Annotated in this window: 27 protein-coding genes; 13 read left to right on the top strand and 14 right to left on the bottom strand. The window is 66.2% G+C overall.

Translation table 11 applies throughout. From position 1 onward, the window contains the following. Position 1: 1 nt before the first annotated feature. The 3 genes from F6X51_RS15070 to F6X51_RS15060 all read left to right on the top strand — a co-directional run bounded on the left by F6X51_RS15070 (position 2) and on the right by F6X51_RS15060 (position 1,873). Positions 2-316 (top strand): FmdB family zinc ribbon protein, encoded by a 315-nt coding sequence (locus F6X51_RS15070; RefSeq protein ID WP_150964499.1) that lies wholly within the window; start codon positions 2-4, stop codon positions 314-316. A gap of 86 nt (positions 317-402) precedes the next feature. After that, complete coding sequence (locus F6X51_RS15065) at positions 403-1,455, top strand: aliphatic amidase (RefSeq protein ID WP_150964498.1); 1,053 nt, start codon at positions 403-405, stop codon at positions 1,453-1,455. 172 nt (positions 1,456-1,627) lie between these two features. Next, positions 1,628-1,873, top strand: coding sequence for a hypothetical protein (locus tag F6X51_RS15060; protein WP_150964497.1), 246 nt, complete (start codon positions 1,628-1,630; stop codon positions 1,871-1,873). A 391-nt stretch (positions 1,874-2,264) separates the two neighbouring features. On the opposite strand, the gene F6X51_RS15055 is transcribed toward F6X51_RS15060, so the two are convergent. The 3 genes from F6X51_RS15055 to F6X51_RS15045 all read right to left on the bottom strand — a co-directional run bounded on the left by F6X51_RS15055 (position 2,265) and on the right by F6X51_RS15045 (position 4,454). After that, a complete protein-coding gene (locus F6X51_RS15055) occupies positions 2,265-3,185 on the bottom strand; it encodes a phosphotransferase family protein (RefSeq protein WP_150964496.1) in 921 nt (306 codons plus the stop codon). Between the two features lie 190 nt (positions 3,186-3,375). Then, entirely contained in the window at positions 3,376-4,047 is a 672-nt protein-coding gene (locus F6X51_RS15050) for a metallophosphoesterase family protein (RefSeq protein ID WP_150964495.1), read from the bottom strand. Positions 4,048-4,145: 98 nt separating this feature from the next. Further along, positions 4,146-4,454 (bottom strand): hypothetical protein, encoded by a 309-nt coding sequence (locus tag F6X51_RS15045; RefSeq protein ID WP_150964494.1) that lies wholly within the window; start codon positions 4,452-4,454, stop codon positions 4,146-4,148. Between the two features lie 100 nt (positions 4,455-4,554). Between F6X51_RS15045 and F6X51_RS15040 the strand changes: the two genes are divergently transcribed. From F6X51_RS15040 to F6X51_RS15030, 3 genes are all read left to right on the top strand, one after another. Beyond that, positions 4,555-4,818, top strand: coding sequence for a hypothetical protein (locus tag F6X51_RS15040; protein ID WP_150964493.1), 264 nt, complete (start codon positions 4,555-4,557; stop codon positions 4,816-4,818). Between the two features lie 88 nt (positions 4,819-4,906). After that, positions 4,907-5,227: a hypothetical protein gene (locus F6X51_RS15035; RefSeq protein WP_246696819.1), complete on the top strand. Its 321-nt coding sequence runs from the start codon at positions 4,907-4,909 to the stop codon at positions 5,225-5,227. A 201-nt stretch (positions 5,228-5,428) separates the two neighbouring features. Further along, entirely contained in the window at positions 5,429-5,935 is a 507-nt protein-coding gene (locus tag F6X51_RS15030; protein WP_246696818.1) for a thermonuclease family protein, read from the top strand. A gap of 46 nt (positions 5,936-5,981) precedes the next feature. On the opposite strand, the gene F6X51_RS15025 is transcribed toward F6X51_RS15030, so the two are convergent. Then, the gene (locus F6X51_RS15025) at positions 5,982-6,194 is read right to left on the bottom strand and encodes a hypothetical protein (RefSeq protein WP_150964490.1); all 213 of its coding nucleotides are present in this window, start codon (positions 6,192-6,194) and stop codon (positions 5,982-5,984) included. 272 nt (positions 6,195-6,466) lie between these two features. On the opposite strand from F6X51_RS15025, the gene F6X51_RS15020 reads away from it, so the two are divergent. The 5 genes from F6X51_RS15020 to F6X51_RS15000 all read left to right on the top strand — a co-directional run bounded on the left by F6X51_RS15020 (position 6,467) and on the right by F6X51_RS15000 (position 11,897). Then, on the top strand, positions 6,467-6,721 hold the full coding sequence (locus F6X51_RS15020) for a hypothetical protein (protein ID WP_150964489.1): 255 nt from the start codon (positions 6,467-6,469) through the stop codon (positions 6,719-6,721). 75 nt (positions 6,722-6,796) lie between these two features. Further along, the gene (locus F6X51_RS15015; protein WP_150964488.1) at positions 6,797-7,291 is read left to right on the top strand and encodes an HD domain-containing protein; all 495 of its coding nucleotides are present in this window, start codon (positions 6,797-6,799) and stop codon (positions 7,289-7,291) included. Between the two features lie 436 nt (positions 7,292-7,727). Then, a complete protein-coding gene (locus tag F6X51_RS15010) occupies positions 7,728-9,359 on the top strand; it encodes an ABC transporter substrate-binding protein (RefSeq protein ID WP_150964487.1) in 1,632 nt (543 codons plus the stop codon). A 46-nt stretch (positions 9,360-9,405) separates the two neighbouring features. Next, a complete protein-coding gene (locus tag F6X51_RS15005) occupies positions 9,406-11,190 on the top strand; it encodes a gamma-glutamyltransferase family protein (RefSeq protein ID WP_191970131.1) in 1,785 nt (594 codons plus the stop codon). Positions 11,191-11,414: 224 nt separating this feature from the next. After that, the gene (locus F6X51_RS15000; protein WP_150964485.1) at positions 11,415-11,897 is read left to right on the top strand and encodes a hypothetical protein; all 483 of its coding nucleotides are present in this window, start codon (positions 11,415-11,417) and stop codon (positions 11,895-11,897) included. Between the two features lie 68 nt (positions 11,898-11,965). On the opposite strand, the gene F6X51_RS14995 is transcribed toward F6X51_RS15000, so the two are convergent. Further along, positions 11,966-13,375, bottom strand: coding sequence for a phosphatase PAP2 family protein (locus tag F6X51_RS14995; RefSeq protein ID WP_150964484.1), 1,410 nt, complete (start codon positions 13,373-13,375; stop codon positions 11,966-11,968). Positions 13,376-13,733: 358 nt separating this feature from the next. Between F6X51_RS14995 and F6X51_RS14990 the strand changes: the two genes are divergently transcribed. Continuing rightward, positions 13,734-14,876: a DUF2778 domain-containing protein gene (locus F6X51_RS14990; protein ID WP_246696817.1), complete on the top strand. Its 1,143-nt coding sequence runs from the start codon at positions 13,734-13,736 to the stop codon at positions 14,874-14,876. Positions 14,877-15,349: 473 nt separating this feature from the next. Here the strand turns inward: F6X51_RS14990 and F6X51_RS14985 are convergent, their stop codons facing one another. Beyond that, complete coding sequence (locus tag F6X51_RS14985) at positions 15,350-16,111, bottom strand: DUF72 domain-containing protein (RefSeq protein ID WP_150964483.1); 762 nt, start codon at positions 16,109-16,111, stop codon at positions 15,350-15,352. A gap of 231 nt (positions 16,112-16,342) precedes the next feature. Here F6X51_RS14985 and F6X51_RS14980 point away from each other — a divergent pair, with 231 nt between their 5' ends. After that, entirely contained in the window at positions 16,343-17,056 is a 714-nt protein-coding gene (locus tag F6X51_RS14980) for a LuxR C-terminal-related transcriptional regulator (RefSeq protein WP_150964482.1), read from the top strand. A 118-nt stretch (positions 17,057-17,174) separates the two neighbouring features. On the opposite strand, the gene F6X51_RS14975 is transcribed toward F6X51_RS14980, so the two are convergent. The 8 genes from F6X51_RS14975 to F6X51_RS14940 all read right to left on the bottom strand — a co-directional run bounded on the left by F6X51_RS14975 (position 17,175) and on the right by F6X51_RS14940 (position 25,059). Then, positions 17,175-17,432: a hypothetical protein gene (locus F6X51_RS14975; RefSeq protein ID WP_150964481.1), complete on the bottom strand. Its 258-nt coding sequence runs from the start codon at positions 17,430-17,432 to the stop codon at positions 17,175-17,177. 190 nt (positions 17,433-17,622) lie between these two features. Beyond that, the gene (locus F6X51_RS14970; RefSeq protein WP_150964480.1) at positions 17,623-20,091 is read right to left on the bottom strand and encodes a PAS domain S-box protein; all 2,469 of its coding nucleotides are present in this window, start codon (positions 20,089-20,091) and stop codon (positions 17,623-17,625) included. Between the two features lie 43 nt (positions 20,092-20,134). Further along, positions 20,135-20,782, bottom strand: coding sequence for a chemotaxis protein CheX (locus F6X51_RS14965; RefSeq protein WP_150964479.1), 648 nt, complete (start codon positions 20,780-20,782; stop codon positions 20,135-20,137). Beyond that, positions 20,779-21,162, bottom strand: a complete 384-nt coding sequence (locus F6X51_RS14960; protein WP_150964478.1) for a response regulator transcription factor — start codon at positions 21,160-21,162, stop codon at positions 20,779-20,781. The genes F6X51_RS14965 and F6X51_RS14960 overlap by 4 nt, the downstream gene beginning before the upstream one ends. Before the next feature lie 88 nt (positions 21,163-21,250). Next, the gene (locus F6X51_RS14955; RefSeq protein WP_150964477.1) at positions 21,251-21,523 is read right to left on the bottom strand and encodes a hypothetical protein; all 273 of its coding nucleotides are present in this window, start codon (positions 21,521-21,523) and stop codon (positions 21,251-21,253) included. After that, positions 21,520-23,805 carry a chemotaxis protein CheA gene (locus tag F6X51_RS14950; protein ID WP_150964476.1) on the bottom strand — a complete coding sequence of 762 codons (2,286 nt, stop codon included), beginning with the start codon at positions 23,803-23,805 and terminating at the stop codon, positions 21,520-21,522. The genes F6X51_RS14955 and F6X51_RS14950 overlap by 4 nt, the downstream gene beginning before the upstream one ends. Next, positions 23,802-24,203 carry a response regulator gene (locus tag F6X51_RS14945; RefSeq protein ID WP_246696816.1) on the bottom strand — a complete coding sequence of 134 codons (402 nt, stop codon included), beginning with the start codon at positions 24,201-24,203 and terminating at the stop codon, positions 23,802-23,804. Before F6X51_RS14945 ends, F6X51_RS14950 begins: the two co-directional genes overlap by 4 nt. Then, positions 24,196-25,059 (bottom strand): CheR family methyltransferase, encoded by an 864-nt coding sequence (locus tag F6X51_RS14940; RefSeq protein ID WP_246696815.1) that lies wholly within the window; start codon positions 25,057-25,059, stop codon positions 24,196-24,198. The genes F6X51_RS14945 and F6X51_RS14940 overlap by 8 nt, the downstream gene beginning before the upstream one ends. Between the last annotated feature and the right edge of the window lie 9 nt (positions 25,060-25,068).

The raw sequence follows: 25,068 nt of genomic DNA, 5'->3' as shown, positions 1-25,068 counted from the left end.
CATGCCCGTCTACGACTACGCCTGCGCGTCCTGCGGGCCCTTCACGGTCCTGCGCCCCATGGCGCAGTTCCGCGATCCGTATGATTGCCCGGATTGCGGGGCGGAATGCGGCCGGGCCTTCCTGACGGCTCCAAATCTCGCCTCGATGGATGCCGGCAGGCGGACAGCCCATGCCACGAACGAGCGCAGTCGGCACGCGCCGCGGCTCTCGTCGGGGCATGGCGCGGCCTGCGGCTGCTGCAGCCCGACGAAGAAAGCTCAGCCGGACGCCACCAAGAGCTTCCCATCGGCCCGGCCCTGGATGATCAGCCACTGATCCGATCGGAAACCGATCCGCGATGACGGTGCCGGCCCACGGGCCGGAACCCCGGACGCGTTGCAGAAACCACGGAGGAACTTCCCATGATGCACGGAGACATCTCCAGCAGCCAGGACAGCGTCGGCGTGGCTGTCGTCAACTACAAGATGCCCCGCCTGCACACGAAGGCGGAAGTGCTCGAGAACGCCGGCAAGATCGGCGATATGATCATCGGGATGAAGACGGGCCTTCCCGGTCTCGACCTCGTGATCTTCCCCGAATACTCGACCCACGGGATCATGTACGACGCGAGCGAGATGTACGAGACGGCCGCCAACGTCCCGGGCGCGGAGACCGAGATCTTTGCTGAAGCCTGCCGCAAGGCCGGTGTCTGGGGCGTGTTCTCGCTGACCGGCGAACGCCATGAGGAGCATCCCAACAAGGCCCCATACAACACGCTTATCCTGATGAACGATCAGGGAGAGATCGTTCAGAAGTATCGGAAGATCATGCCCTGGACCCCGATCGAAGGTTGGTATCCGGGCGACCGCACCTACGTCTCCGATGGCCCGAAGGGCCTGAAGATCAGCCTGATCATCTGCGATGACGGCAATTATCCGGAAATCTGGCGCGACTGCGCCATGCGCGGCGCCGAGCTGATCATCCGCTGCCAGGGCTACATGTATCCGGCAAAGGAGCAGCAAATCGTCATCTCGAAGGCGATGGCATTCGCCAACAATGTCTACGTGGCGGTGGCGAACGCCGCGGGTTTCGACGGCGTCTACACCTATTTCGGCCATTCCGCGATCATCGGCTTCGACGGGCGCACCCTTGGTGAGTGCGGCGAGGAGGAGATGGGCATCCAGTACGCGGCGCTGTCCAAGTTCTTGATCCGGGACTTCCGCGCGCATGGCCAATCGGAGAACCATCTCTTCAAGCTGCTTCATCGCGGCTATACGGGCATGATCAACTCGAAGGAAAACCGGCACGGGATGTCCGAATGTCCCTACGATTTCTATCGACGGTGGATCGAGGACCCTGACGGGACGCGGGATGCGGTCCGGGCGATCACGCGCCAGAGCGTCGGTACGGAAGAATGCCCGATCGAGGGTATCCCCTTCGTCGGCAAGGGGGAGGGACCGCCCGATCCGCGCTGATCCCGAGGCCCCCTCCCCCGTCACGATGCCACGCGTGACGGGACCTGCCTGTGGCGGGATGCAGGACAATGTGCAGGGCCGCCTGACAGATTCGTTGGCGGTCTCGCGCGACGCGTGAACCGGCGAACACGCAACTCAGTTGTTCCTCCAAAACAACGGAGGAACGCCTGCCATGAGCGGATACTGGCTGTGCGACACCCAGCAAGGCCTGTTTCGGATCGCCTTGATGCGCTTCGCCGACACCCAGCGCTTCATCATTCTCTACGAGGATGAACCGCTCGGCTGCTGCGAGACGCCGGAAGCAGCGCTCAATCGTCTGATCCGCGGAGAAACCAGCCAGCCATCCTGCGGACTCGACATCCGGCGGTTGCCGTTGCCGACAACCCTTTCCGATTGGGTCTACGCAACTTCGGCTTGAGCGAGGCTGCCGCGGCTCGTGAGCCGAGAATGCCGCGCGCTGGTCACGTCCGGGCGGGTTGATGTTCCGAGGCCGGCATGGGCTGTCGAGGACCGAGCCAGAGTGTTTGAGGCCGCCGGTCCTTCGGCGACATCGCCCCGCATGCCGACAGCCCAGGGTGATATGCGGCTGCACGATCCCGAATTCGCAGGCTGCAATCCGGCATTGCACAACATCGATGGGTGCACGTGACGGTCTCGATGGTGTGCTTCCCTCACGCTTCCGGAGGTGATGCCGCACCCCGCAACCCATGGCCCTCGTCGAGATTTTCGACGTCGCCGCCGCGATCCTCGGCGCCGGCATCAACATCGGGATCCTGGTCGCCAACTGGCGATCCGCCGCCCACCACGCGTCAGGCGAACACGATCGCGGTCATCTCCAGATCGAACGCGAGCCCGTTCGAGAGGGCTAGCAGGACCGCCGTGGTTCGCAGTTGCCTCGAAAGCTTGATCTCGGTCCGACGAGCGAGGCGTTCGGCCTCCGCGCGCACCTCATCTTCGTTCGACGCCGCCTGACCGAATAGCCGGGAGACCAGCAACGGCAGTTGCCAGGCCCTGAGTTCCGCCAGTGGCGTGCCCGTCAGTTGTGCGTAGCGCCAGAGATACAGGAATGCGACGGCGTGCCGGATCGTATCCATCGGGAGGAATGCTCCGAGACGGCCGAGATCCAGCCGCCCATGCCTCAAGATCAGCGCGGTGCGGGCTACGTCGGTGGAAGGGCTCCCGGCCCGCGCCTTCTGCCAATCCACGACGTACAAACCCTGCGGCGTGCAGATCGCATTCTCCGGATGGAGGTCACCATGGCAGAGGCTCGTTCCATCCGGAAGCCGATCAAGGACGGACAAGGCGGAGCGCTTCACGCTGTCCGAGACCCGCGCCCGGGCGATCTGGCCACGGAGCATCTCCTGCTGACTGGGCAGATGCGACGCATCGCAGGCATGGATCCGTTGCTGCAGGCGTGCCATGTGCCGGAGCGCGATGAGGAGGCGGATCGGATTGCGCGCAAATCGCCCCATGACGCTTCGCCCCTCGAGTCGCTCGAAGACGATGCCGGTGCGCCCGTCCTCCTCGACGATCCTGACGGGTTCCGGGACAGGCAACCCGAGATTCCAGGCGAGTTTCGTGGCTTCGAACTCGTTCAGAACGGCAGCCGGCTCCCAGGGTATCCGGTAGAGCTTGAGGACCTGCCGGGATCCGTACGCAAACACTTCGGAACTTCGCCCGAACCCGATGCGCGGGCCACGGACGCTTCGATCAATCTGGTCAATCGACATGAAGATTTGGCGCTGCGGAAGCCCCCTGCTCTCGCGCAAGCGAAAGTAGGGGGTCGCCCAAACAGGAGCAATCCGCGCAGCCCCGGCGTCGCCCCCAGTCGAGTGGCCGATGTGCTTGCTCACACATCGCAGTACGGGCTTTATCGATGCTCGCGGCCGACGAAGGATTGAAGCGGCCGGCGGGTTCCTGTCAGGCTGTGCGCCAGACCTGAAGGAACTCGACCGCCCTGTCGTCCTCGCCGGTGAAGACCCCGGCCGTCAGGGCGCCGCCACGAACCGCGGCGGTGTCGAGGTTCGTCCGATGCGTCCGCACATCAGGCTGACCGGACTTCTGCGGCGTGTGGCCGTGCACGACATGCTTGCCGAAATCGTAATCCGCCGAGAGGAACGGCTCCCGGATCCAGAGACGCGAGCGCGTATCGGGGTCGATGCCCCGGCGCCCGGGTCGAAAGCCGGCATGGACATAATAGCGGCGGCTATCCTCATGAACGGTCGGCAGCGCCGAGAGCCAGTCGAGGACCCCGTGCGGCAGATCCTCCGGATCCTCGATGCCGAAGGATGCCAGGGTGCCGCCGCCGCCGTTCTCCTGCCAGGCGGTGGCGCCGAGACCATCCCTGTAGGCGTTCAGCATCATCTCCTCGTGGTTTCCCATCAGGCAGGTGACGGCCTCAGGCTCGCGCTCCCCGAGGTCACGAAGGATCTCGATCACGCGGGCACTGTCGGGCCCGCGGTCGACGTAGTCGCCGAGAAAGACAAGGCAACGGGCACGCCCGGCGCCACGGCGCTCGATCTGTTCCAGCAGCCGCTGCAGCAGGTCGGCGCAACCGTGAATGTCGCCGATCGCGTAGGTGAGGTCGGGCATGTCGCTCCGCGGGTATGCTCGAACGGCTATGGCATACGCTCGCGGTGGATACCGATCACAAATGCGAGGCGTCGAGGATCCGGGATGACGATGCGCGGTCAGACGCCACCGGGGTTGTGGCTGGCCGCTTCCGCCCGGATCGACGGCTTGCCTGAGATGGCGAGCACATCATGCAAGTTGACCGAAGACGCAGCCTGCCCCGCCGACATCGACGCCTCCTGCGCACGTCCGGCATGCACCCGACGCGTCAGCCAACCGGGCGCATCGAAAATCGCGCAGGCATGAACCGCCGGGTTCGCCGCGCATGGGTCTGCCACGCGGCGCGGCGGGAGGCGGATTAACGCGATGCCAGCCGCAATCACAACCATGGCAAGCGCCGGGACGCCACGCCGTGTGCCGAATACCATTCCCAGTTCCCGATCGAGGCCGAAGGTGGTGCACCGTAAGGCATTGGAACCAAGCTGCGAGATCCTCCGAGTCCTTGCCGCACGCAGCTAGGATGCGGCCGTGCCGATCCGTCTCCTGCATTTTGAAGGCAACGACATCGGATCCGATGTGCTTCGCGAGCGAAAAGGCCGCTCTCTGCCCGCAGGGATAGGTCCGATCGCCGGCGTCCAGACAGGTCTGCTTCAGACCAGGTGCGGCGACACCCAGAAGACCCACGACGCGGCCGCGCACGGTGAGCGTGTCGCCGTCGACGACCAGGCCTCGGCCGCTCAGGAGGTCGCCCGCGCCGCCGGCACGAAGCCGGTCTGGCGATCTTCGGCCTGAAACCTGCAGGCAGATCGCCGAGTGGCGACGGGAGCGGAGCATGGGATCCAACGACGGGACCGGATCGATCGAGCCGCCGGCCGTTCTGGTGCGTGCCTTCCTGGCCGATCTGTTGAAGGCGGCACTGACGTCGAACGATCAGCACAGCCAGACCTGGCGTCGCGAAGCGGCAGCCCTGCGCGCAAAGATTCTCGGCCTCGATGCGACGGCCCTCGAGCCCCTGAAAATGGATGGTCTCTGGTGGCTCGCGATCGGCGATGCCGAGACGCCTGAGCTTCGACCGGAGGAGGGCCAGATCGAGTGGGGACAGCCGAAAATCTGTCCGTTCACCCGCGCAGCGATCACGGCGGCGGACTTCGACATCGACCGCGCCGTCCAGCACCTCCGCGAGACCGCCGCGACGGGCTGATTGCGAGTCCCGGACCCGCGACGACGGCTCGAAGGATCCATCGGGGTGCGGCGGGTCGCGGGAATCACGCGGTGTCACCGAAGATCAACGCATCGGGACTATTCGCCGGCGCAGGATCGATCCGCCGCTTTTTGGCCAGATGTCATGGTAGTTCGGCCCCTCGATCATCGGCACGTACGCTTTTGCCCAGGTAACCCACACGTGATTCTGCGCTCCGCAACACTCCTCCTCCTGCTCTCCTTTCCGGCGGTGGCCGCCGAAGCGGTCTCCGGCCCGGCGACGGTCATCGACGGGGATACGATCGAGCTGCACGGATCGCGGATTCGCCTCTACGGGATCGACGCGCCGGAGACGGCGCAGAACTGTGAAAACGCGGCCGGACACGCCTATCCCTGCGGCCGGGACGCTGCTCATGCCCTGGCCGAGCAGATCGGCTCCAATCCCGTCACGTGCGAACCCCTGAAGGCGCCGAAGAGCGAACGGGTGGTAGCGGTCTGCCGAGTCGGTCATGAGGATCTGAGCGCCTGGATGGCGGCGCACGGCCATGCGGTCGCCGACCGGCGCACCTCCGCCACCTATGTTCGGCAGGAGAGCAAGGCCTGGGCGATGCGCCGCGGCCTCTGGGCCGGGATCTTCGTCGATCCGGCCGACTGGCGCCGCACCAGCCGCCGATCCGAGGCGACTGCGAAACCGCCAGCGCAAGACTGAGCGTCAGCGGACAACGCTGGCGCGCGAATCCCCGATCCGTCGCGGATCAGGGTGTCTTCGGCGTCGGAAACGCGGGCTTCGGGCAATCCGGCAAGATCGCCTTGCCGACCGTATTCTGCGGATTGCAGGCCGGAACCGCCGGCTTTCCATCCGTCTCGGCACGCTGCTCCTCACGCGCTGCCGACAGCCACAATCCGAGACCGACCACAAAAGCCATCGCGAGCACGGCAGCGGCGATGAGGGGAAGCCCGCGCCGCATCAGGTCCCCACTCCGGCCGCGCTTTGGACTTGGGGGCCAGGCGTGCCCCTGAGATAGACGAGGACGCTGCCCAGGACGGCCAGCGCGAGCGCTACGGAGAAGAGCAGGAAGAGCCAGCGGGGCATATGCGGACAGGGACTCCGGGTGCGCTTGATCGTGGTCAGGACGCGGGGACTTAACGCCGTTCACCCCTGTTTGTCGCGGGGATCTTCGGAACAAGCCGCAAGCTTGACCGTTACCTCTCAGGGGAGTCGATGGTTCGGGTGAGCGCGATGGCCCTGACAGGACGGTTCTGGTTCAAGAAGACGTGGACCGGGAAGCTTCTTCTCCTTGTGGAGGAGAAGAAGCCGAGTTGGTTGAAGACCGGTGAGTTCAAGCTGCGGTGGCGCGAAGCCAAACTGCTCGACCTCGCCGAGGTGCCGCTCCAACCCTTGATGGACCTCGGACGCCTGAACCGCCCAAGTTACGGTAGTCGGGTGGCGGGGCTGCGGGTCGTGGAGACGCCGCCCGTCGAGAAGGCCTCTTGAAGCGGTGCTTGCGCGTCGCGTATCGCCTCGTAGCCGCCGCACCCGGACGTAACCCTCGGGGCCCCGAGGACGACCATGAGCAACATCTTCGACGCCCATAGCTTCGCGATCACGGCGCATGCTGGACAGATCGATAAGGGCGGCCAACCCTATATCCGGCACCTCGAGCGGGTGGCCAACGCAGCGGTGGCGCGTGCCGGGCATGCCCGTGCCATCGACCGCCTTCCGATCGACCCGATGTCGGTGATGCAGGCCGCGATCCTCCACGATGTTCTCGAGGACACGCCGCGGACGGCGGTGGATCTCCGCGCGGCGGGTTTCGGTCCGGAGATCATCGAGATGGTGACGCTCCTGACAAAACCCGCCGCACGGACCGCCTATTCCGAGCGAATTAAGCAGGTGATCGACAGCGGCAATCTCAGTGCGATCTTGATCAAGATGTCCGACAACGAGGACAACCTGAGCCCGGACCGAACGCTGCCCGACGGTGCGTGGCTGAAGGAGCGATACGCGACAAGCTTCGCACGGCTTACGGAGGCGGCTCGCGCCCTCGGTTACACCGGCCGCTGAACGAACGCGGGGACGTGGGCTCACGGAAGGCTGCCCCTCACGAAGGCGCGCGCGAGAAGCCTGAACTCGGCGGGCGAGGGCGGACACCGCCGATCTGACGCCCGGCCCGGGCGCTCCTCCAGCCAACGTGGTATCGCCGCCAAGGGGCATCGCCGTGACATGATCGGTTTCGTGGCTCGATTGGCACCACCAAGACCGGGCGGCGCACGAGCAACATGATCAGCCGGCAGGATGAACGGCACCGGCCTTGACGTGGCAAAGTCGACCCGACGTGCGTATCGGTGCCGCGTTTCTGAGCAAGACGCACAGAAGTCAGCTTGGTCGCGCTCACTCTTTCGGCTTTACAAGAAAGATCTATTCCTCAGAGTGAAAGTGCTGTTCGGCCTCCACAACGGTGTGGAGCGGCTGTCGCAACAGATGGATCGAGACCTCGCTCATGGAATCAGTCGCCCTCACCCGCCGCACGATGCTGACGGGCGGCGCCGCCCTGGCCACGCTCGGTTCGTCGGCGAGCCTTCGCGCCCAGACGAGTGGAGCTGCTTTCCCGAGCGGGAGCCTCGTCTACGGCATCTCGATGACGGACCTGCCCCTGACCACCGGACAGCCCGATCGCGGCGCGGGTGGCTACCAGTTCACCGGGCTCACGCTCTACGACCCACTGGTGGCGTGGGAACTCGATGTCGCCGAGCGTCCCGGCAAGCTCGTCCCGGGGCTCGCCACCTCCTGGGAGAGCGATCCGGCCGACCGGCGCAACTGGACGTTCCGCCTGAGGGACGGGGTCAAGTTCCACGATGGCTCCCCCTTCGACGCCGATGCGGTGATCTGGAACTTCGACAAGGTCCTGAACCAGCAGGCCCCCCACTACGATCAGCGTCAGGCCTCGCAGGTGCGTCCGCGCCTTCCCTCCGTCGCCTCCTACAAGAAGCTCGACGCCTCGACCGTGCAGGTGACGACAAAGGCTGTCGATGCCCTGTTCCCGTATCAGATGCTGTGGTTCCTGATCTCCTCGCCCACTCAGTTCGACAAGGTCGGCCGTGACTGGGCCAAGTTCGCCTTCGAGCCGGCCGGCACCGGCCCCTATCGCCTGAAGCAGCTCGTCCCGCGCGTGCGCGCCGAACTCGTTCCGAACGATGCCTACTGGAACCCGAGGCGCATGCCGAAGCTCGCGAAGCTCACGTTGAGCTGCGTACCGGAAGATCTCGCACGGGTGAACGCACTGTTGAGCGGCAGCGTCGATCTGATCGAGCTGCCGGCGCCCGACGCGGTGCCGCGCCTGAAGGCCGCCGGGATGCGCATCGTCGGCAACGATACGCCTCATGTCTGGAACTATCATCTCTCGATGGTGGAGGGGAGCCCGTGGCGGGATCTCCGTCTGCGTCGTGCCGCCAACCTGGCGATTGACCGCGACAGCGTCGTGGCCTTGATGGGCGGCCTCGCCACCCCCGCCACCGGGCAGGTGCAATCATCGAGCCCGTGGTTCGGCAAACCTACCTTCAAGATCGGCTTCGACATCGATGCGGCCCGCAAGCTCGTGCGCGAGGCCGGCTACTCGCCTCAGAATCCGCTTCGCACGAAGTTCATCATCCCGACCGGCGGCACAGGGCAGATGCTCTCGCTGCCGATCAACGAGTTCATCCAGCAATGCTGGGCGGAGGTCGGCATCGCGGTCGAGTTTCAGACCGTCGAGCAGGAGGTCGCCTACACGGCGTGGCGCCAGGGCGCGGCCGACCCGAGCCTCAAGGGCGTGACGGCCAGCAATGTCGCCTACGTCACCTCCGACCCGTTCTACGCGATCCTGCGCTTCTACGATTCGAAGCAGATCTCGCCGAGCGGCGTGAACTGGAGTCACTACAAGAACCCCGAGGTCGACGCTCTCTGCGACACCATCAAGGCGAGCCTCGACACGGCCGAGCAGGACCGGCTTCTCGCGCGCATCCACGAGATCGTCGTGGACGATGCCGTACAGGTCTGGGTCGTCCACGACACGAACTCGCATGCTCTCTCGTCGCGGGTGAAAGGGTATACCCAGGCTCAGCACTGGTTCCAGGATCTCACGACGCTGGCGTGATCCTGCGAATTCGCGAACTTCACGTTCCGAGCGCATGTTGGTTCCGATGGCTGGTTTTCAGAGTACCCGTTCGTTCCGCGCGAAGCCGACGGAGACGGTCACCTTCCATCCGCGGATCTTCGGCCGCCGCGGCGCCGTCGCGGCCGAGCATTATCTGGCCCCGATGGCGGGGATTGAGATCCTGAAGCAGGGCGGCAACGCCATCGACGCCGCCGTCGCGGCCTCCCTCGTCGAGGGGGTGGTCAATCCGCAGATGCACACGATCGGGGGCGAGATCCCAATCCTGATCGCGGCGCCGGACGAACGCGAGGTCGTCTGCATCAACGGCAACACCGTCGCGCCGGCAGCGGCGACACCGGAGGCCTTCCGGCGGCGCGGGTTCGACAAGATACCGCCGGAGGGAGCCCTCGCGGCCGGCGTGCCGGGGGCGCCGGGCGCTCTTCTCGAAGCCTTGCGTCGCTACGGACGCCTCAGCTTTGCCGATGTCAGCGCACCGGCCTTCGACCTTGCGCGCAACGGCTTCCCGGTCCATTCGGGGCTGCTGCGCCAGCACAAGTTCGGCATCCTCGACAATGCCGAGCGCTTCCGAAGCGCGTGGACCAGTTCCGGCGACCTGTACCTGCCGAACGGTCGCGTGCCGCAGGAGGGCGAGATCGTTCGCAACCCCGCCCTCGCCGACATGCTGGCCTTCCTCGCCGCGGAGGAGAGGCGTGTCGGCGGGAGCCGCGACGCGGGCCTCCGCGCGGCCTTCGACGCATTCTACAAGGGCGACATTGCCCGTGAGATCGCGACCTTCGTCGCCCAGCGCGACGGTTTCCTGACGCGCGAGGACCTCGCCCGCTTCGAGGTTCCGGTGGAGCGCGCGGTCTCAGTTTGCTACGCCGGCGTCGACCTCTACAAGTGCGGGCCCTGGACCCAGGGGCCGGCGGTACTCCAGTCGCTGTCGATCCTCAAGAACTTCGATCTGTCCGCCCTTGGCCACAACACGGCGGCCTACGTGCACGTGGTCGTCGAGGCGATGAAGCTCGCCTTTGCCGATCGGGAGCAGTTCTACGGCGATCCCGATCACGTCGCGGTGCCCATCGAGACCCTCCTGTCCGACGCGTACGGCGTTGCCCGTGCGGCGCTGATCACCGATGACGCCGATCGCGCCTTGCGCCCGGGCGATGCCTGGACCGGCGGTGCCCTGTTGCCGCCCGCCGACCGGCTCGGTGGATCCTCCTGGGGACCCGGCACCGTCCACGTCGATGCGATGGATCAGGAAGGATATTCGGCGGCCTTCACTCCGAGCGGCGCCTGGATCAAGAGCGCCGAGGTCGTCCCTGCCCTCGGTTTTCCCCTCGGCGTACGCCTCTCGAACTGTCAGTTGCAGCCCGCTCATCATCCGAACGTGCTCGCGCCCTTCAAGCGACCGCGGACGACCATCAGCCCGAGCCTCGCCCTGAAGGACGGCAAGCCGTGGCTCGCCTTCGGCAGCATGGGGGGCGATCAGCAGGACCAGTGGCAGCTGCAGTTCTTCCTCAACCGGGTCGTGTTCGACATGCCGCTTCAGGCCGCAATCGAGGCGCCGAAATTCTCGAGCGAGCACTTCCCTGCCCTGTTCCACCCGCACGACTTCTACCTCAATCGCCTGCGGATCGAGACCAGCATCGGCCAGGACACCCTCGACGGGCTCACCGCGCGCGGCCATGAACTCGATTTGGCGCCCGCCTGGACGGAAGGGTTCCTCTGCGGCACCGAGCGCAATCCCGAAACGGGCGTGCTTGAGGCCGGATCGGACCCGCGCGGCAACAAGTCCGAGGTGTTTCCGGCGTTTGCCCTCGCCTACTGAGCCCCGCACGCCGTCGTCATTTTGCCGCGCGTCCCGAGCGCATGGCGTTCAGGGAGCGCGTGTCGCAGCGCACAAGCCTGAACGGAGCGTCCGACTGGCTTCCGGCAGGGAGCGATCGCGCTCGGGAACCCATCCGCGCCTGCACCGATTTAAACGAACTCGCTGCAACGCAGCGCTCGATGCTCACCGCCTGAGGGGGCGTGATCGCGAGAGGTCATCTGAGGATGCTCGGCAAATTCACCTGTTCCCTGCTTGTTTCAGCCTGCCTTGCCGGACCGGCATTCGCACAATCCGCTCCGGTGCTTCCCACCGCTCCAACGGTCCACGGACCGGCGCTGCTGGTGCACGGCAATTATTGCGGACCCGGCAACAACGCTCCGCTCGCGCCGACCGACGCCTTGGACGCGGCCTGCGCCCGCCACGACGCCTGCACGCCCGAGGGCGGCCTGCCGTCGAAGGCCTGCAACCAGCGCCTTGAACGGGAGGCCGCACGGATCTCGCGAGACCCACGGCAGCCGGAGGATCTCCGCGCGATGGCCGGCCTCATCTCAGCCGGCGCTTCCCTGATGCTGTCGGATTCGGAGAGCCGCCAAGGCCACGCTCTTCTGCCCGCTGGCCTGAACCGGGTCGTTGCCTCCCCGGAGCCGCTGTCGACGGATTTGCCGGCGGATCTGCTGATGGACGAGGGTGACACAGGCGACGAGTGAGCCGACAGAAATATCACTGGTCGAGCAAGGACGGGCCGAGACCCGTCCTTTTGAGCGCCCGACGGGTCCTAGCGGGCCGCCGCGTGCTTCCTGGCAGCGAGCGCCCTGGCCCGCCCCGCCGCCGCAAAGAGATTCAGACGCGTGTAGAGCCCGAAAGCAGACCCGTCGTCGAGAAAGCCGCCGCCGGGCCCTTGGGTCGCTGTCAGGATCTCGTTCGCTTCCGCGAGGGTCAGGGCCGGGAAGGCGGCTGTCAGCAGGTAACCGGCCTCGGGCGCAATCCTTGCGACGTCCTCGACGGCGTTGGCCGTGTGCTGGTGCACGACGGGCAGACCGTAGGTCTGGGTCGCGTTGTAGAAGGCCTCGTTGGCCGCGGGATCCTTGAAGCGGCTGGTATCGACCGTTGCACAGGCCGCAACCGCGTCGCCACAGTTCTGCTTGAGGACGCCTTCGAGTTCCGCCCGCGCCAGCGAGAGGGCGGCCGGATAATCGGAGATCGCAACGACCTTGTCCGCGGCGCGGCTCATCCCGTTGATGACGGCCGGATTGTCGCGGGACTGCCCGACATAGGCTGGATCGTTCGCGAGCAGATGGGCAACGGCGTGCAGCGCGACCGCGCGTCCGCCGATCACATCCATCGCGTAGTGGGCACCCACCACGATCCTGTTGTTCCCGTACTCGGCCGCCCGCGTGATCATCTGCTGATACCGGTCGGGCACGAGGATCGCGAGCAGGAGGGACTCGGTGTAGCCATAGGTGGTGTGGCCACTCGGATAGGACGGGCTGTCCGTCAGGTTCTGGCTCGGACCTCGCAGCCAGTCGAGGCTGTGGGATGCCTTGCCGAAATAGTCATTGCCCCGATACGCAACGAGCCGCGGTTCGGTCTGAAACGGGCGCGAATTGCCGAAGGCGTCGGCGCCCGGGGTTCCGGCCTCGCGTCCATAGGCCTTGCCGAACACGTCGGTCGTCCCACCGATCGTGCTGAGAATGACCGACGCACTCTCGGCCACCGGTGCCTTGCCGTCCGTCGTCGCGTTGGCGAAGAAATACTTGCCAGCATTCGAATCCGACTTGGTTACGTTGTTGGTGTATCCGATCAATTCGGCAACCGCCGGCGACACGCTGGTGAAGGTCTTGAAATTCTCGTAGCGCGCCTGCTCCTGGTACACGTCACCGAGCTTCGAACCCAGGCCATCGGCCAGTTCCGTCGCGTTGCCGTCGGTGATGAAGCAATCCCGCAGCGCAAGCTGCTCCTGCTCCGGAAATGGCAGCAGGATCGGCTGCTTGAGCACACCGGTCTGAATATCCCCGGTGACGGTCAGGTTCGCGGCGAGCGCTGCCCTGCCTTCCGGCGTGCTCAGCAATGTGCTCACCGGTGACAGGCCTTTGAGCGCGACGATGTTCGTCGCCGTCTGGGCGACCGCCTCGAACGGAGCGAAGGCGCAGAGGGCCACGAGGGCAAACTTCAAGGCTGGGTTCATGACACCGGCACGAAACGGCTGCAGCGGAAGCGGATCTTAGCAGACCGGATCGGCTGCCGCATCCGACCGGTCTTCACGGTGTCCCGAACCTGCGCCGACACCGTTCGTCGCCGAGAACCGCGCGAATCGGCGACCGCTCGGGCATCCGCCTCGCTCTGCTGGCCTACGGGAGACCGCCCGAATTCATCCAGCCTTAACCATATTGTCGCCCAAGAAAAGCCAGCCGGGCCGTGATCTTTGCCACACTGGGCAACGGACCCGCCAGCGCATGCCTCGTGGTTACTCTGTGCAACCGCGTACCATTGAGGTTCCGCATGGCGGGCAACCGTTCAGAGACGTGGATCCGAGTGACCACCGCATGGCATACAATCATCTGCAGCGCGCCGGCATTGCCGCGAGACCTTTCCCTAAGCTTGTCCTTGGCAAAGTCTCGTTGACGCTGGCTTTGGCGGCAGCTCTGAGCCTCGTATCCTTCGAGGATCGTTCTCCGAGCCCTGACGAGCCGGCCGTCTCGGCCGTGGCGAGCATGGAGGGGACGAACCTTGCGCAGGAAACACCCGCTGCGTCCGCCTCCGCAGCCGATGATGTCGCGCCGGGTCCAACGCTGGCGCTCGGTCCTGAGGCGGATCAAATGTGGCGCGAGGCCCTGCTCGATGCGGCCCCCCCATGGACTTCGATGCGGACGGAAGACGAACCCGAGCCGCCGACTGCGTTCGCACAGCAAGATTCCAACGACATGCCCTCCGAACCGGCCCAGGGAAAGCCGCTGATTGCCCAGACTATTCCCTTGCCGGTCCCGCGGCCCCCGGAACTGCGGCGCCCGAATCCGTCCGAATGGACCCGTCGGGCTGACCGGCAGGCCGCGCGCCGAGCGACACCCGCGGCACTGCCGTCGACGAACGAGGATAACCGCTCATTCTTCGAGAAGCTGTTCGGCGTGGAAAGGCCCGCCGGTCCTGCGCTCGCCTACGCTGCGCTCGAGAGCAATCCCGTCGACCCGACGCCGCGCCGCCGACTGAGCCCGACGCCGATCCCGGATGGGGGTGGCGGGACGGCGGTCTATGACATCAACGCGCGCATCGTCCACATGCCGAACGGGGACAAACTCGAGGCGCATTCCGGGCTCGGCAACACGATGGACGATCCGAACTTCGTTCACCTGCGCATGAAGGGGGCAACCCCGCCGGGGACCTACGACCTCAGCGAGCGCGAAGCCCTGTTCCACGGCGTCCGCGCCCTGCGTCTCAGCCCCGTCGGTGGGAGCGGCGCTGTCTACGGTCGCGTCGGGCTGCTGGCGCATACCTACATGCTTGGACCGAGCGGCGCGTCAAACGGGTGCGTTTCCTTCAGGGATTACAACAAGTTCCTGCAGGCCTATCTGCGCGGCGAGGTTCAGCGCCTCGTCGTTGTCTCCGGCCGCGGACAAGATCTGCCGCCCGCCATGGCCAGCAGGCCGCGCGACGTGCCGGGACGGTCGGCCCGACTCGGTGTCGACGGATAGGCCTCGGGCGCGCCACTCCGCCGATCTTCCATGCCGACCGGACGCAGATCCGTCGGACGCACCCGCCGCAATTCCGGGCCGGACGGATCTCCCGTGGCCGTTTTTCTCGCTTCCGGTTCACATTTGAGGATGTGTCGACCGATCGCGCGCGCGACGCTGCTCGAGCCGGACTTGAAGCCCCGGCACAGTCTCGCTGGGCTTTCTTCCCCCGATCTTGACCAGCGTGACTGGTCTCTGAGATGAACTTCGCCCCGCGGCCTCACGGCTCGCGGGGCTTTTCGACTTGCTCGTATCTCTCCACGAGAGCCAAACATGCCGGTTCGACAGGGTCGGTTCGGACTTGCGATATTTGGCAGGGCTCACCGCTCAGCGGATCGGAACGGGCCGAACTCGGTCACGATCCAAGCAATGGCGAAGGATGCGAGGCCACTGCGTGACCGCTCCGGCCGGGTTGCGGCCGTCGCGAGCTGAGTCTAGCCGGCCTTACCAGAAGGCCCCCCGGGATGAGGGCCCTTGCCTTCCAACGCCTCGAGCGTGGTGAGAGCGTCGCCGGTCGCGTGGAGGGCCGCCGTGTTGTCGAAGATGCACCAAACATCCCGAGCCTCGTGGGTACGCACCAGAAGCTGCTCAGCGCGTTTCCGAAGTTGGGTCTGCGAATAGGCCGAATAGTAGACATCCGGCGATCCGTGGAGCCGGTAACACGCGAGGCCCGTCCAGCCGCCGGGCTCGTCCGCGCCCGGCACAGGGGGTGGGTCCGAGGCGACGCGCCCGATTCGTAGCGCTCTCAGACGCAGATCGACGGCCGGCGCGAACCAACTCGGGTGGCGCGGCTCGCAGACCAGCGCGCCCGCAAAGGCGCCGCGCAGGCGGGTCAGGAATCCCCCGCACCGATCAGGCTCAAAAGCCAGGCTCGGCGGGAGCTGCAGCAACAACGGTCCGAGCTTCGATCCGAGGCCGGCAACTTCGTCGAGAAAGCGCGCGAGCAGATCGTCGATGTCGACCAGGCGGCGGTCATGCGTGATCGTCCGCGGGATCTTCACCGCGAATCGGAAGCCGTCCGGGACCGACGTTGCCCAACGCTCATAAGTCGCAACGCGATGGGGCCGATGGAACGAGGTGTTGATCTCGACCGCGTTGAAGCAACCCGCGTATCGTTCCAGATGGCTGCCGCCCGATGGAAATTCCGATGCATAACGCTTCGGTACGCTCCAGCCAGCAGTTCCGACCGCAATCATAGTCCCGCTCGTTCCGCTCGAGATCACCACCGATTCCTGCCGGAACGCACTTTGATGCGACCTGGGACAAACGCCACGGTACGAATTAAACCGAACGGCAGGTAAAGCAAAAAGCATACAGTCTATTAACAATTCATGATTTCAAAAGCCCGCAAGTGATGGCAGTTTCTGGCATGCCGCTGAGCAGGCAGTAACTGCTCATCCGGAAGTATTATTCCTGAAGGAACGGCCATGCTTGGCGAACACAAAATATCGACGGTGGTCGTTTCGTCCAACCCGCTCTCGCGGGAGGGACTAAAGGCAATGTTGCGTGCGACCCGCTACGATGTCGTGGAAGAGGCTGCAGAACTTCAGGCGGCTACTCAGCATTTGCCCGAAGGAACCGAGCGCGGGCTTATCCTCGTTGCCTTCGGCGGGCGTGAGGGTGAGATTTCATCTGTCGATCTGAGAAGAGCAGGCGGTGAGACGAAACTCGTCCTTCTCATCAATCGCGACGATTGCGCGGCGATCCCTGGAAATCTGTGCGAGGCTGCCTCGGCCATCGTCGATCAGAACGTCAGCGTCGAGACGCTCTCGCAAATCCTCGAATTGATCTTCAGCGGCCTGACGGTCCAGATGCCGGGAATTTCCGCTCGCTGGACGCCGCGCGCCCAAGCCACTCCCGGACATTCTGACGGACACACCGAGGCCTCCGCTGGTTGGAACAGCAACGTATCGTCGAATGAGCAGATCATCAGCGTGCACAAGCTGTCGCCGCGCGAACTCGACGTTCTCAAGCACCTGGCCGGAGGCGCATCCAACAAGATCATCGCGCGGGCCTGTGATCTTGCCGAAGCTACCGTGAAGATCCACGTCAAGAACGTGCTCCGGAAGCTGAAGACCCAGAATCGCACCCAAGCGGCTCTCTGGGCAATCGAGCACGGGATTCGTGCCCAGTCCTTGTGAGCCCGGCTCATGCCAGATCGACCATTCGTGCTGGCCGCAACCGATGACGGACGACCTGTGAGTATCCCGGTTTCCTCCGGGCAGGTCGAGGCGGGCAATTGTGGAGGGGACGTCCGGATCAGGACTCGTGCGGCTGGGCTCGTCTCGTATCATCCGCGCGATTGAAGTCCGTCCAGAGACCTCGCGCGGAGCGCCAGGCGTCGAGACGGTCGAGCGGCAGCCGGACTTCGACTACGAGATCGTCGTCGAGAAGCCCCTGAACGATATCGGTCGTCGCTTCGGGAAACGCGCCCTGGATCGTGGCGAGGATGCGCGCAATGCGCGCGTGTCGGTCTGGCGTCGGTTCGACGATGACGTGCTTGATGACCCGGATCATGGTCCGCTCATCGCACAGGCCATCCGGGCGGGTCAGCAGGCCAGTTGCCCTGAGACAACCGTGGAGCGGCAGCGTTTCCGAAACGCAACGCTATTGCCGTCTGCCCCCAGGGACGTCCCCCTGAGATGCGGAATCACCGGCCTCGCGGCTGACGAAGAGCGGCGCACAGCGCCGAGCGAACGCATTGCCGTCAGGATCCGATGATCGACCGGATCTTGGTCGCGAGCCCCTCGACCGGGAACGGCTTCGTGATCATCTGCATCCCGACGCCGAGATGCCCGTTCCCGAAGGCCGCATTCTCCGCATAGCCCGTCATGAACAGGACCTTCAGGGTCGGGCGGGTCACGCGGGCCTGATCGGCGAGCTGACGGCCATTGATCCCGGGTAGGCCCACATCGGTGATGAGCAGGTCGATGTCGACGTCCGACTGGAGGATCTGCAGACCGGACGGACCGTCGGACGCCTCGAAGGTCCGGTATCCGAGTTCCTGCAGCACCTCACCGACGAGAGAGCGCACGGTGGTGTCGTCCTCCACCACGAGAACCGTCTCGCCGCGCTCCGCGCGCGGGGCCTGCGCGCTGACCTCGACAGCCTGCTCGAGATCGCCGCGATAGCGCGGCAGGTAGAGCTTGACCGTCGTACCCTGGCCCATCTCCGAGTAAATCTTGACGTTTCCCTCGGATTGCTTGGCGAACCCGTAGATCATCGACAGGCCGAGGCCAGTCCCCTGTCCGAGCGGCTTCGTCGTGAAGAACGGATCGAAAGCGCGGGCGATCACATCCGCCGGCATTCCGGTGCCGGTGTCGCTGACGCAGATGCAGACATATTGTCCGGCTTGCACGCCGACTTCCCGCGCCACGTAGGCGTCGTCGAGGTGGGCGTTGGCGGTCTCGACGGTGAGGCGACCCCCGTGCGGCATCGCGTCTCGCGCGTTGATCGCGAGGTTCAGGACGGCGTTCTCCAGCTGGTTCGGATCACAGAGGGTGAGCCACAATCCGCCCGCGACGACGACTTCCAGCCGGACGTGCTCGCCGAGGGTCCGACGCAGCAGATCGTCCATCGAGCTGACGAGACGGTTCACGTCGACGGGCTTCGCCTCCAGCGGCTGGCGGCGCGAGAAGGCGAGCAGGCGGTGCGTCAGCGCCGCGGCACGCTGCGCGGAGGACATCGCCAAGCCCGCGTAGCGGCTCAGATGCTCGGTGCGTCCCTCGTTGATGCGCGTCTGCATCAGGTCGAGGGATCCGACGATGCCGGTGAGAAGATTGTTGAAGTCGTGGGCGATGCCGCCCGTGAGCTGGCCCACGGCCTCCATCTTCTGCGACTGGCGCAGCTGGTCCTCGGCCTGCTCGCGCTCGGCGATGGCGTCGCGGATGCGCGCTTCGAGGGTCTCGTTGAGCTCGCGCAAGGCGACCTCGGCTTCCTTGGTCGCCGTCACGTCGTAGATCACGCCGACATGCCGCAAGTCCGCGGATTCATTGTCGCGGATCGCCTCGCCCCGACGCGCGAGCCAACGGATCTCACCGGTATCGGCCAGCCGTACCCGCGTTTCGCTGTAGGGCAGCTCGCCAACCTCGCGCAGGCGCGGATCGAGGAGCGGCCTGTCAGCTTCCACCGTGAGGGCGTTCACGGCGCTCGCCGCGAGGGTCTCGCTGGGCATCAGGCCGAGCAGGTTGCAGAACTGCGTCGACACGGCGACGGTGGCGAAGCCCGGCACGTACTCGAACGCGCCGATGCGGCCAGCCGTCTGCGCGATGCGCAGGCGCTCCTCGACACGCTTCTGGTCCGTAACCTCGACGAGGACGCCGGTGAATCGCGACGGTGCCCCGTCCTCGTCGTAGAGGCAGCGCCCGCGCGCATGCACCCACCGGATCGCCCCGTCCGCTCCGCTCAGGCGGTACTCCTTGTCGAAGACCTCGGCTCCGTTCAGGACGCCGCTCACGGCAAGCCGGATGCGCATCCGGTCGAGGGGATGGATGTTGGCGAAGAACGCGTTCGTCCGAACGCCGGCATTCGCGACCGGAACCGCCATTCCGGTGAGGCGAGCGAAGCGATCGTCGACGTGAAGCCGGTCGCCCGTGATATCCCAATCCCACGTTCCCGCGACGCCGGCCGCCGACTGGGTCAGGGTGAGCCGGCGCTGCGCCTCGGCCAGCCGCCCCTCGATGTCGCCGAGCCGGCTCCGGGCGGCTTCCGCCGCGTGGGCCCGCGTCGCATCGATCAGCGAAGCGAAGAAGTTGATCAGATCGCCGCCTTCGTCGAAGACCGGGCAGACATGGAGCTCGTTCCAGAACGGCGTCCCGTCCTTGCGGTAGTTCGTGAGTGCGATCCGGATCTCCTGGCGTGCCTCGACGGCCTCACGGATCCGCGCGACCGCGTCCCTGTCCGTCTCAGGCCCTTGCAGGAGGCGGCAGTTCCGACCGAGCAGATCGTCGGCGTCGTGTCCCGTCAACGCCAGGAAGGCCGCGTTCGCGAAGACGATCGGATTATCGGGCAGCCGAGGATCCGTGACGATCATCGGTTGGCGCGTCCGCTCCAGGGCCGTGAAGAACGGTCCGGATCGCGTCCTGACGGCGGCGCGTGCCTCCGGCAGGGACCAGCCTGCCCCGGGGGCGGCCGCGCGCCCGCTGGCTCCCGGGCGGGTGGTTTTGTCCTTGCTCATCGTCAGACCCCGGCAGGCACCCGCCGGTGGGCAGGCGTCATCATCAGCCGCCCGTTTCGCCGATGGCACGTTCGATGAAGTCGTCGATCAGAAGCTTGAGACTTTCCAGGGACGGCAGATCCATCAACATCGCGATGTATCCCCGAATATCGCGCTCATGCACGGAGAAGTTGATGTAGAGGAAGAGCACGAGAGCCTCCTCGTCATCGTCACCGGCGGCGGAGGGCCGGAAGATGGCTGGTGCGTCCCCGCGAATGATCCTGGGCAGCGACATGGTCAGCGTCCGCTGCAGCATGTTGGCCATGGTGGCGAGGCAGCCGTTCAGGATGATGTTGCCGGTCTCGGTGAGCGCCTCGTCCTCGAGTTCCGCGATCTCCTCCGGAGAGATGTCACCGCCCGTCACGGCGCGAGCGAGCTCACGACCGTTCTCCTTCGGGAAGATCAGCAGGGCACGCCCCGAGAAAGCGCCCTGGAAATCCTGATGGACGACGACGAATTCGGAGGCCTCGCGCTCGGCCACCAGCCTGGCGGCCGTCGCGCGAGAGACGATCTCGATCGAGGGCACCGAGAGGAGAACCTGGACGCCGATCATCTTGCGCAGGCTCGCGGCGGCGCGGCTTACGCCGATATTCACGAGCTCGGTGAACGCATCCTGTTGAAGCGCGCTGAGCTCGATGCTGGCCGTGCTCACCGGGCCGCCTTGCGAAGGCGCAGGGCCGCGCCGGAGAGGAAGCCTGCGAGTGCCTCCTCGGTGAGGGGCTTCGGCAGGAAGGCCGCGTTGACGCTGCGTGCCCGCGCGATGACCTCATCCTGGATATTGGCCGAGATCACCGCGATGGGCATCTCGGGTCGCTCGGCGCGGAGATCGGCGGCGAGATCCAGCCCATCCCGTCCCGGCATGTTGAAGTCGAGGAGGGCGACGTCGACCTTCCGTTCCGCGAGGCACGTCAGGGCCTCGTCCGCGTTGGCGGCCTCGGCCAGCTCCCAATCCGGCTTCAATTGCCGCAGGAGCTTCCCGATGACGATGCGGGCGAGCTTGCTATCGTCGACGATGAGAGCTGTGACCGGCATGCCTGGGTTTGTGACTTTGCGCTGAGACCGACCGGCGATGCGACCGGATCACGGCGTTTATGCGTCCGTGCCGGATCGCCGTGAAGTGTCAATCGGCGGCCTGCCCGTTCTTTTCGTTGGAATGCGGCCACGCAAGGCAGCGCGCAGCGATGGGATCGCCGCAGGTTCCGCGGCGCATCGGCTGCAGGCGCAACAGCACTTGAAGGACGGCGGTGTGCATCCGCGCGCAGGCGCTGAGATCCACCGGCGATGTCGGGCTCTCGAGGAGGAACGCCGCGAGCGTCTCCGCGTCCTCGACGGGACAGGGTCCCTCGAGAACGACGATGTCTGCGGAACCATCGACGACGCGACGCACGCTCATGGGAGGCCCTCCGACAGCGCGCCAGACGTTTCCGTACCAAAGCTCCGGGCGAGCAGCGCCTGCGGATCGAGAACGAGCAGCACGCGGCCGTCGCCGAGCACCGTCGTGCCGGCGATTCCGGGCGCGTCGGCAACCAGGCCGGTGAGCGGGCGCGTCAGGACGTCGAGGCGAGCGCCGAGGCTGTCAACCTCCAACGCAACGGTCTCGGAACTTGAACGCAGGACGAGGAGGCGTGCCTCCGCGTCCGGTGAGCCGTCACCTAGCCGCGCCGTGACTGGCGTGCCGAGGAGGTCGGCGAGCCCTACGACCGGCACCGTGCGCCCGCGATGGACGGTCGCGCGTCCCGGCCCCAGGTCGAGGATCTGGTCCCGGCGCCGGCGAACCACTTCGCCGACCGAATCGAGGGGAAGCCCGTAGAGGTCCGGCCCGACCTTGACCAGCATGATGCGGGTCAAGGCGATCCTGTGGGGCAGCGCGAGACGGATCGTCGTGCCACGGCCGACCTGGCTCGCAACGCTGACGCGCCCGCCGATGCGCGTGGCGGCGGCCCGGACCACATCCATGCCGACGCCGCGGCCCGAAACATCGCTGACGCGCGCGGCTGTCGAGAATCCGGGCGTGAAGATCAGGTCGATGACCGCGGCATCGCTCATGGTCGCGAGCCCGTCGGCCGCAACGAGGCCGCGTTCCCGAGCCGCGGCGCGGATCCGGACAGGGTCGATGCCGCGACCGTCATCGGACAGCGTGACCACGATGCTATCCTCTTGAACCTCGGCGCCGAGCACGATGCGGCCGGTCTCCGGCTTGCCGGCTTGGCGCCGCTCGGCCGGCTCCTCGAGGCCATGGTCGAGGGCGTTCCGAAGGACGTGAAGCAACGGGTCGAACAGGGTCTCGACGATGCCCTTGTCGGCCTCGATGTCCTCGCCCCGCACGTCGAGCGTGACGTCCTTGCCGAGGCTGCGCGCGATCTCGCGCACCGGACGTCGGAAGCGCCGAAAGACCTGCGCCATCGGCAGCAGCCGCAGGCCGGTGACATTGCGATGCAGATCTGCGGCGAGGCGCCCGATCAGGGCATCGTTCTCGTGCATTGCCCGAGAGAGGCCTGCATCCTGTATCCCGTCCACGGCGCGCAAGACGAGATGGTTCAGCGCGTTCCGGGCTACGACGAGTTCGCCGGCCAGTGCGATCAGGGTGTCGACGCGGGCGGCATCGATGCGCAACAGACGGCTCGTCTCGGCGCTCGGCTCGAGCGGGACGGATGGCGGCAGGGCGACACCGTCCCGGCCTTCCAGAACCGATTCCAGCACCCGCGACAGGGCCTCACGGCCCTGCTGTGCGGCGCGCGCGCAGGCCTCGGCCGCGATGCCTCGCCGGACTGAACGAAGCGCATTGGCGGCGGCCTGACCGGCCGCTTCCCGGCGCCCGGCGTCGGAATCCGCGTCTCCGGGCGTGGCGATGACCCGAAGCTGCTCCGTCAGGATCGCGGCGACCACCACCGGCAGGGTAGCCGACGCGCGTTCGACCCCGATGGCCGGTGCCGGATCCACCAGCGGCTCGAGCGTGATCTGGTCGCGGACGACACGGAACACAGCCTCGACCTCCGCGCGCGGCTCGGCGGTGAGGAGCGTGATCGCAAGGTTGCAGGTGAAGGCGTCGTGCTCCCCGGTCTCCGGCCAGGGCTCGACCGGAACCACCGTCAGGGCGACGAGGCTCGGCAACCGGCGCACCAAACCGATCGGATCGTCGCCCGCGAAGAAGCAATCGGCGCGCGGCACGTAGCGAAGGGCGGTGAGAGGCACGCCTTCGGGGAGAGGAAGCGCGTCAGCGACGAGCGCGGCGACCCAGTCCGGCCTCGTGGTCGCGGCGGACTCCGCGGCTCGCGGGATGGGGTGGAGCGTCGGGGCGAGCAGGGCGCGAAACCGGGCGACGAGGGTCCCACCCTCCGACCCGGCGGTCGCGGGCAGGTCCCCCTGCCCCTCGATGGTATCGGTCCAGCGCGCGACCGCATCGAGGGTCTCGAGCGAGAGATCGATGAGAATGGCGTCAACCGCGACGGTTCCGGCGCGCGCCGCGACGAGGCCATCCTCGGCGGCGTGCAGAACTTCAAGCAACGGCGGGAAGTCGAACAGGCCGACCGAGCCCTTCAGCGTATGGAATGCCCGGAAGACGCGGTTCACCGCCTCGCCTTCCCCCGGCGCCGACTCGAGGGCGAGGAGATCCTCGGTGGCGGATTGGATCAACTCCCGAGCCTCGATGAGGAATTGTTCGAACAGATCGTTCACAGCGGCCGCCCGCTCAGGACCTTGACGTGGGCGATGAGCACGTCCTCGGCCAGGGGCTTCACGAGGTAGAAGTTGGCGCCGGCCGCGCGCGCCGCCGCGCGATCGACGGATCCTGCCTCCGTGCTCGCAACCAGCGCCGGGATGGCACGGAGCGGCGCCTCGCGACCGCGCAGGGCGGCAAGGAAGCTCAGACCGTCCATCTTGGGCATGTTCACGTCCACGATCAGAAGGTCGTAGGGATTGCGCAGCAGCATCTCCAGCGCCTCGATCCCGTTCAGCGCCTCGTCCACGACGAAGCCCGCCCGCTGAAGAATATCGCGATAATACAACCGCACGAGACTCGCATCGTCGACGACGAGAACGCGTCCCAACGCGGCGGGCTCGGCAGCCTCAGGCACGCTTCCCCTCCATCGGACGCTGGTAGACGATGGCGTCGGTATAGCGGCAGACGCGGAACAGCGGCGAGACCCGGCTCATCGACTCGGTGTGGCCGAGGCAAATGAAGCCCCCCGGAACGAGGTTGTCGTAAAGGTTGTCCGCGGCGACGCGGCGGGACGCGTCGTCGAAGTAGATCAGGACATTGCGGCAGAACACGACGTCGAAGCGGCCTTGCGCTGCCATCGCGGCCGCGTCCATCAGGTTGCACGGGGAGAAGCGCACGGAGGCCCGCAGATCGGCGATGATCCGCCAAGCCGGCCCGAGGTCAGTGGGCTCCGGCTCGAAATATCGGTCGACGATGTCGGGCGAGAGACGCATCAGCGCCCGCTCGCCGTACCGTCCCGATTCGGCCGCCGCGAGAGCGCGGGTATCGATGTCGGAACCGACGATCTCGATCTCGAACCGATCGACGTCGGGCCAGTTCTCCAGCAGCCAGATCGCGACCGAGTAGGGTTCCTCGCCGGTGGCGCAGGGCATCGACCAGATCCGCACGCGGTCGCCCGGCGCCTTGCCGGTGGTGACGAGTGCCATCAGCGACGTGCTGAGGCAGCGAAGCTGATGATCCTCACGGAAGAAGTAGGTCTCGTTGATCGTCAGCGCATTGATGAGGCTCTCGACCTCGCCATCGAGATCGGCGCGCAGGCGCGCGAAGTAGATCGGAAACGAGCGCGAGCCCGTGTCGGTCATCCGACCCGCCAAGCGCCGCTCGACGAAGTAGCGCTTCGCCGGCGTGAACAGAATGCCGGTTCGCCGATAGAAGAACTCGCAGAATCGCGCGAAATCCGGATCGGTCACGGGCGGGGATTGATCGGCCACATCGCGCTT

It is taken from the genome of Methylobacterium planeticum (assembly GCF_008806345.1).
Classification (GTDB): domain Bacteria; phylum Pseudomonadota; class Alphaproteobacteria; order Rhizobiales; family Beijerinckiaceae; genus Methylobacterium; species Methylobacterium planeticum.
Note: the sequence above shows the minus strand (reverse complement) of the source record. Positions and strands in the feature narration are given on the sequence as shown.

Coding starts and splice junctions, on each gene's coding strand:
- F6X51_RS15070 (WP_150964499.1), top strand. CDS start 2: ATGCCCGTCTACGACTACGCCTGCGCGTCCTGCGGGCCCTTCACGGTC.
- F6X51_RS15065 (WP_150964498.1), top strand. CDS start 403: ATGATGCACGGAGACATCTCCAGCAGCCAGGACAGCGTCGGCGTGGCT.
- F6X51_RS15060 (WP_150964497.1), top strand. CDS start 1,628: ATGAGCGGATACTGGCTGTGCGACACCCAGCAAGGCCTGTTTCGGATC.
- F6X51_RS15055 (WP_150964496.1), bottom strand. CDS start 3,185: ATGTCGATTGACCAGATTGATCGAAGCGTCCGTGGCCCGCGCATCGGG.
- F6X51_RS15050 (WP_150964495.1), bottom strand. CDS start 4,047: ATGCCCGACCTCACCTACGCGATCGGCGACATTCACGGTTGCGCCGAC.
- F6X51_RS15045 (WP_150964494.1), bottom strand. CDS start 4,454: ATGGTATTCGGCACACGGCGTGGCGTCCCGGCGCTTGCCATGGTTGTG.
- F6X51_RS15025 (WP_150964490.1), bottom strand. CDS start 6,194: ATGCGGCGCGGGCTTCCCCTCATCGCCGCTGCCGTGCTCGCGATGGCT.
- F6X51_RS15020 (WP_150964489.1), top strand. CDS start 6,467: ATGGCCCTGACAGGACGGTTCTGGTTCAAGAAGACGTGGACCGGGAAG.
- F6X51_RS15015 (WP_150964488.1), top strand. CDS start 6,797: ATGAGCAACATCTTCGACGCCCATAGCTTCGCGATCACGGCGCATGCT.
- F6X51_RS15010 (WP_150964487.1), top strand. CDS start 7,728: ATGGAATCAGTCGCCCTCACCCGCCGCACGATGCTGACGGGCGGCGCC.
- F6X51_RS15005 (WP_191970131.1), top strand. CDS start 9,406: ATGGCTGGTTTTCAGAGTACCCGTTCGTTCCGCGCGAAGCCGACGGAG.
- F6X51_RS15000 (WP_150964485.1), top strand. CDS start 11,415: ATGCTCGGCAAATTCACCTGTTCCCTGCTTGTTTCAGCCTGCCTTGCC.
- F6X51_RS14995 (WP_150964484.1), bottom strand. CDS start 13,375: ATGAACCCAGCCTTGAAGTTTGCCCTCGTGGCCCTCTGCGCCTTCGCT.
- F6X51_RS14990 (WP_246696817.1), top strand. CDS start 13,734: ATGGCATACAATCATCTGCAGCGCGCCGGCATTGCCGCGAGACCTTTC.
- F6X51_RS14985 (WP_150964483.1), bottom strand. CDS start 16,111: ATGATTGCGGTCGGAACTGCTGGCTGGAGCGTACCGAAGCGTTATGCA.
- F6X51_RS14980 (WP_150964482.1), top strand. CDS start 16,343: ATGCTTGGCGAACACAAAATATCGACGGTGGTCGTTTCGTCCAACCCG.
- F6X51_RS14975 (WP_150964481.1), bottom strand. CDS start 17,432: ATGATCCGGGTCATCAAGCACGTCATCGTCGAACCGACGCCAGACCGA.
- F6X51_RS14970 (WP_150964480.1), bottom strand. CDS start 20,091: ATGAGCAAGGACAAAACCACCCGCCCGGGAGCCAGCGGGCGCGCGGCC.
- F6X51_RS14960 (WP_150964478.1), bottom strand. CDS start 21,162: ATGCCGGTCACAGCTCTCATCGTCGACGATAGCAAGCTCGCCCGCATC.
- F6X51_RS14955 (WP_150964477.1), bottom strand. CDS start 21,523: ATGAGCGTGCGTCGCGTCGTCGATGGTTCCGCAGACATCGTCGTTCTC.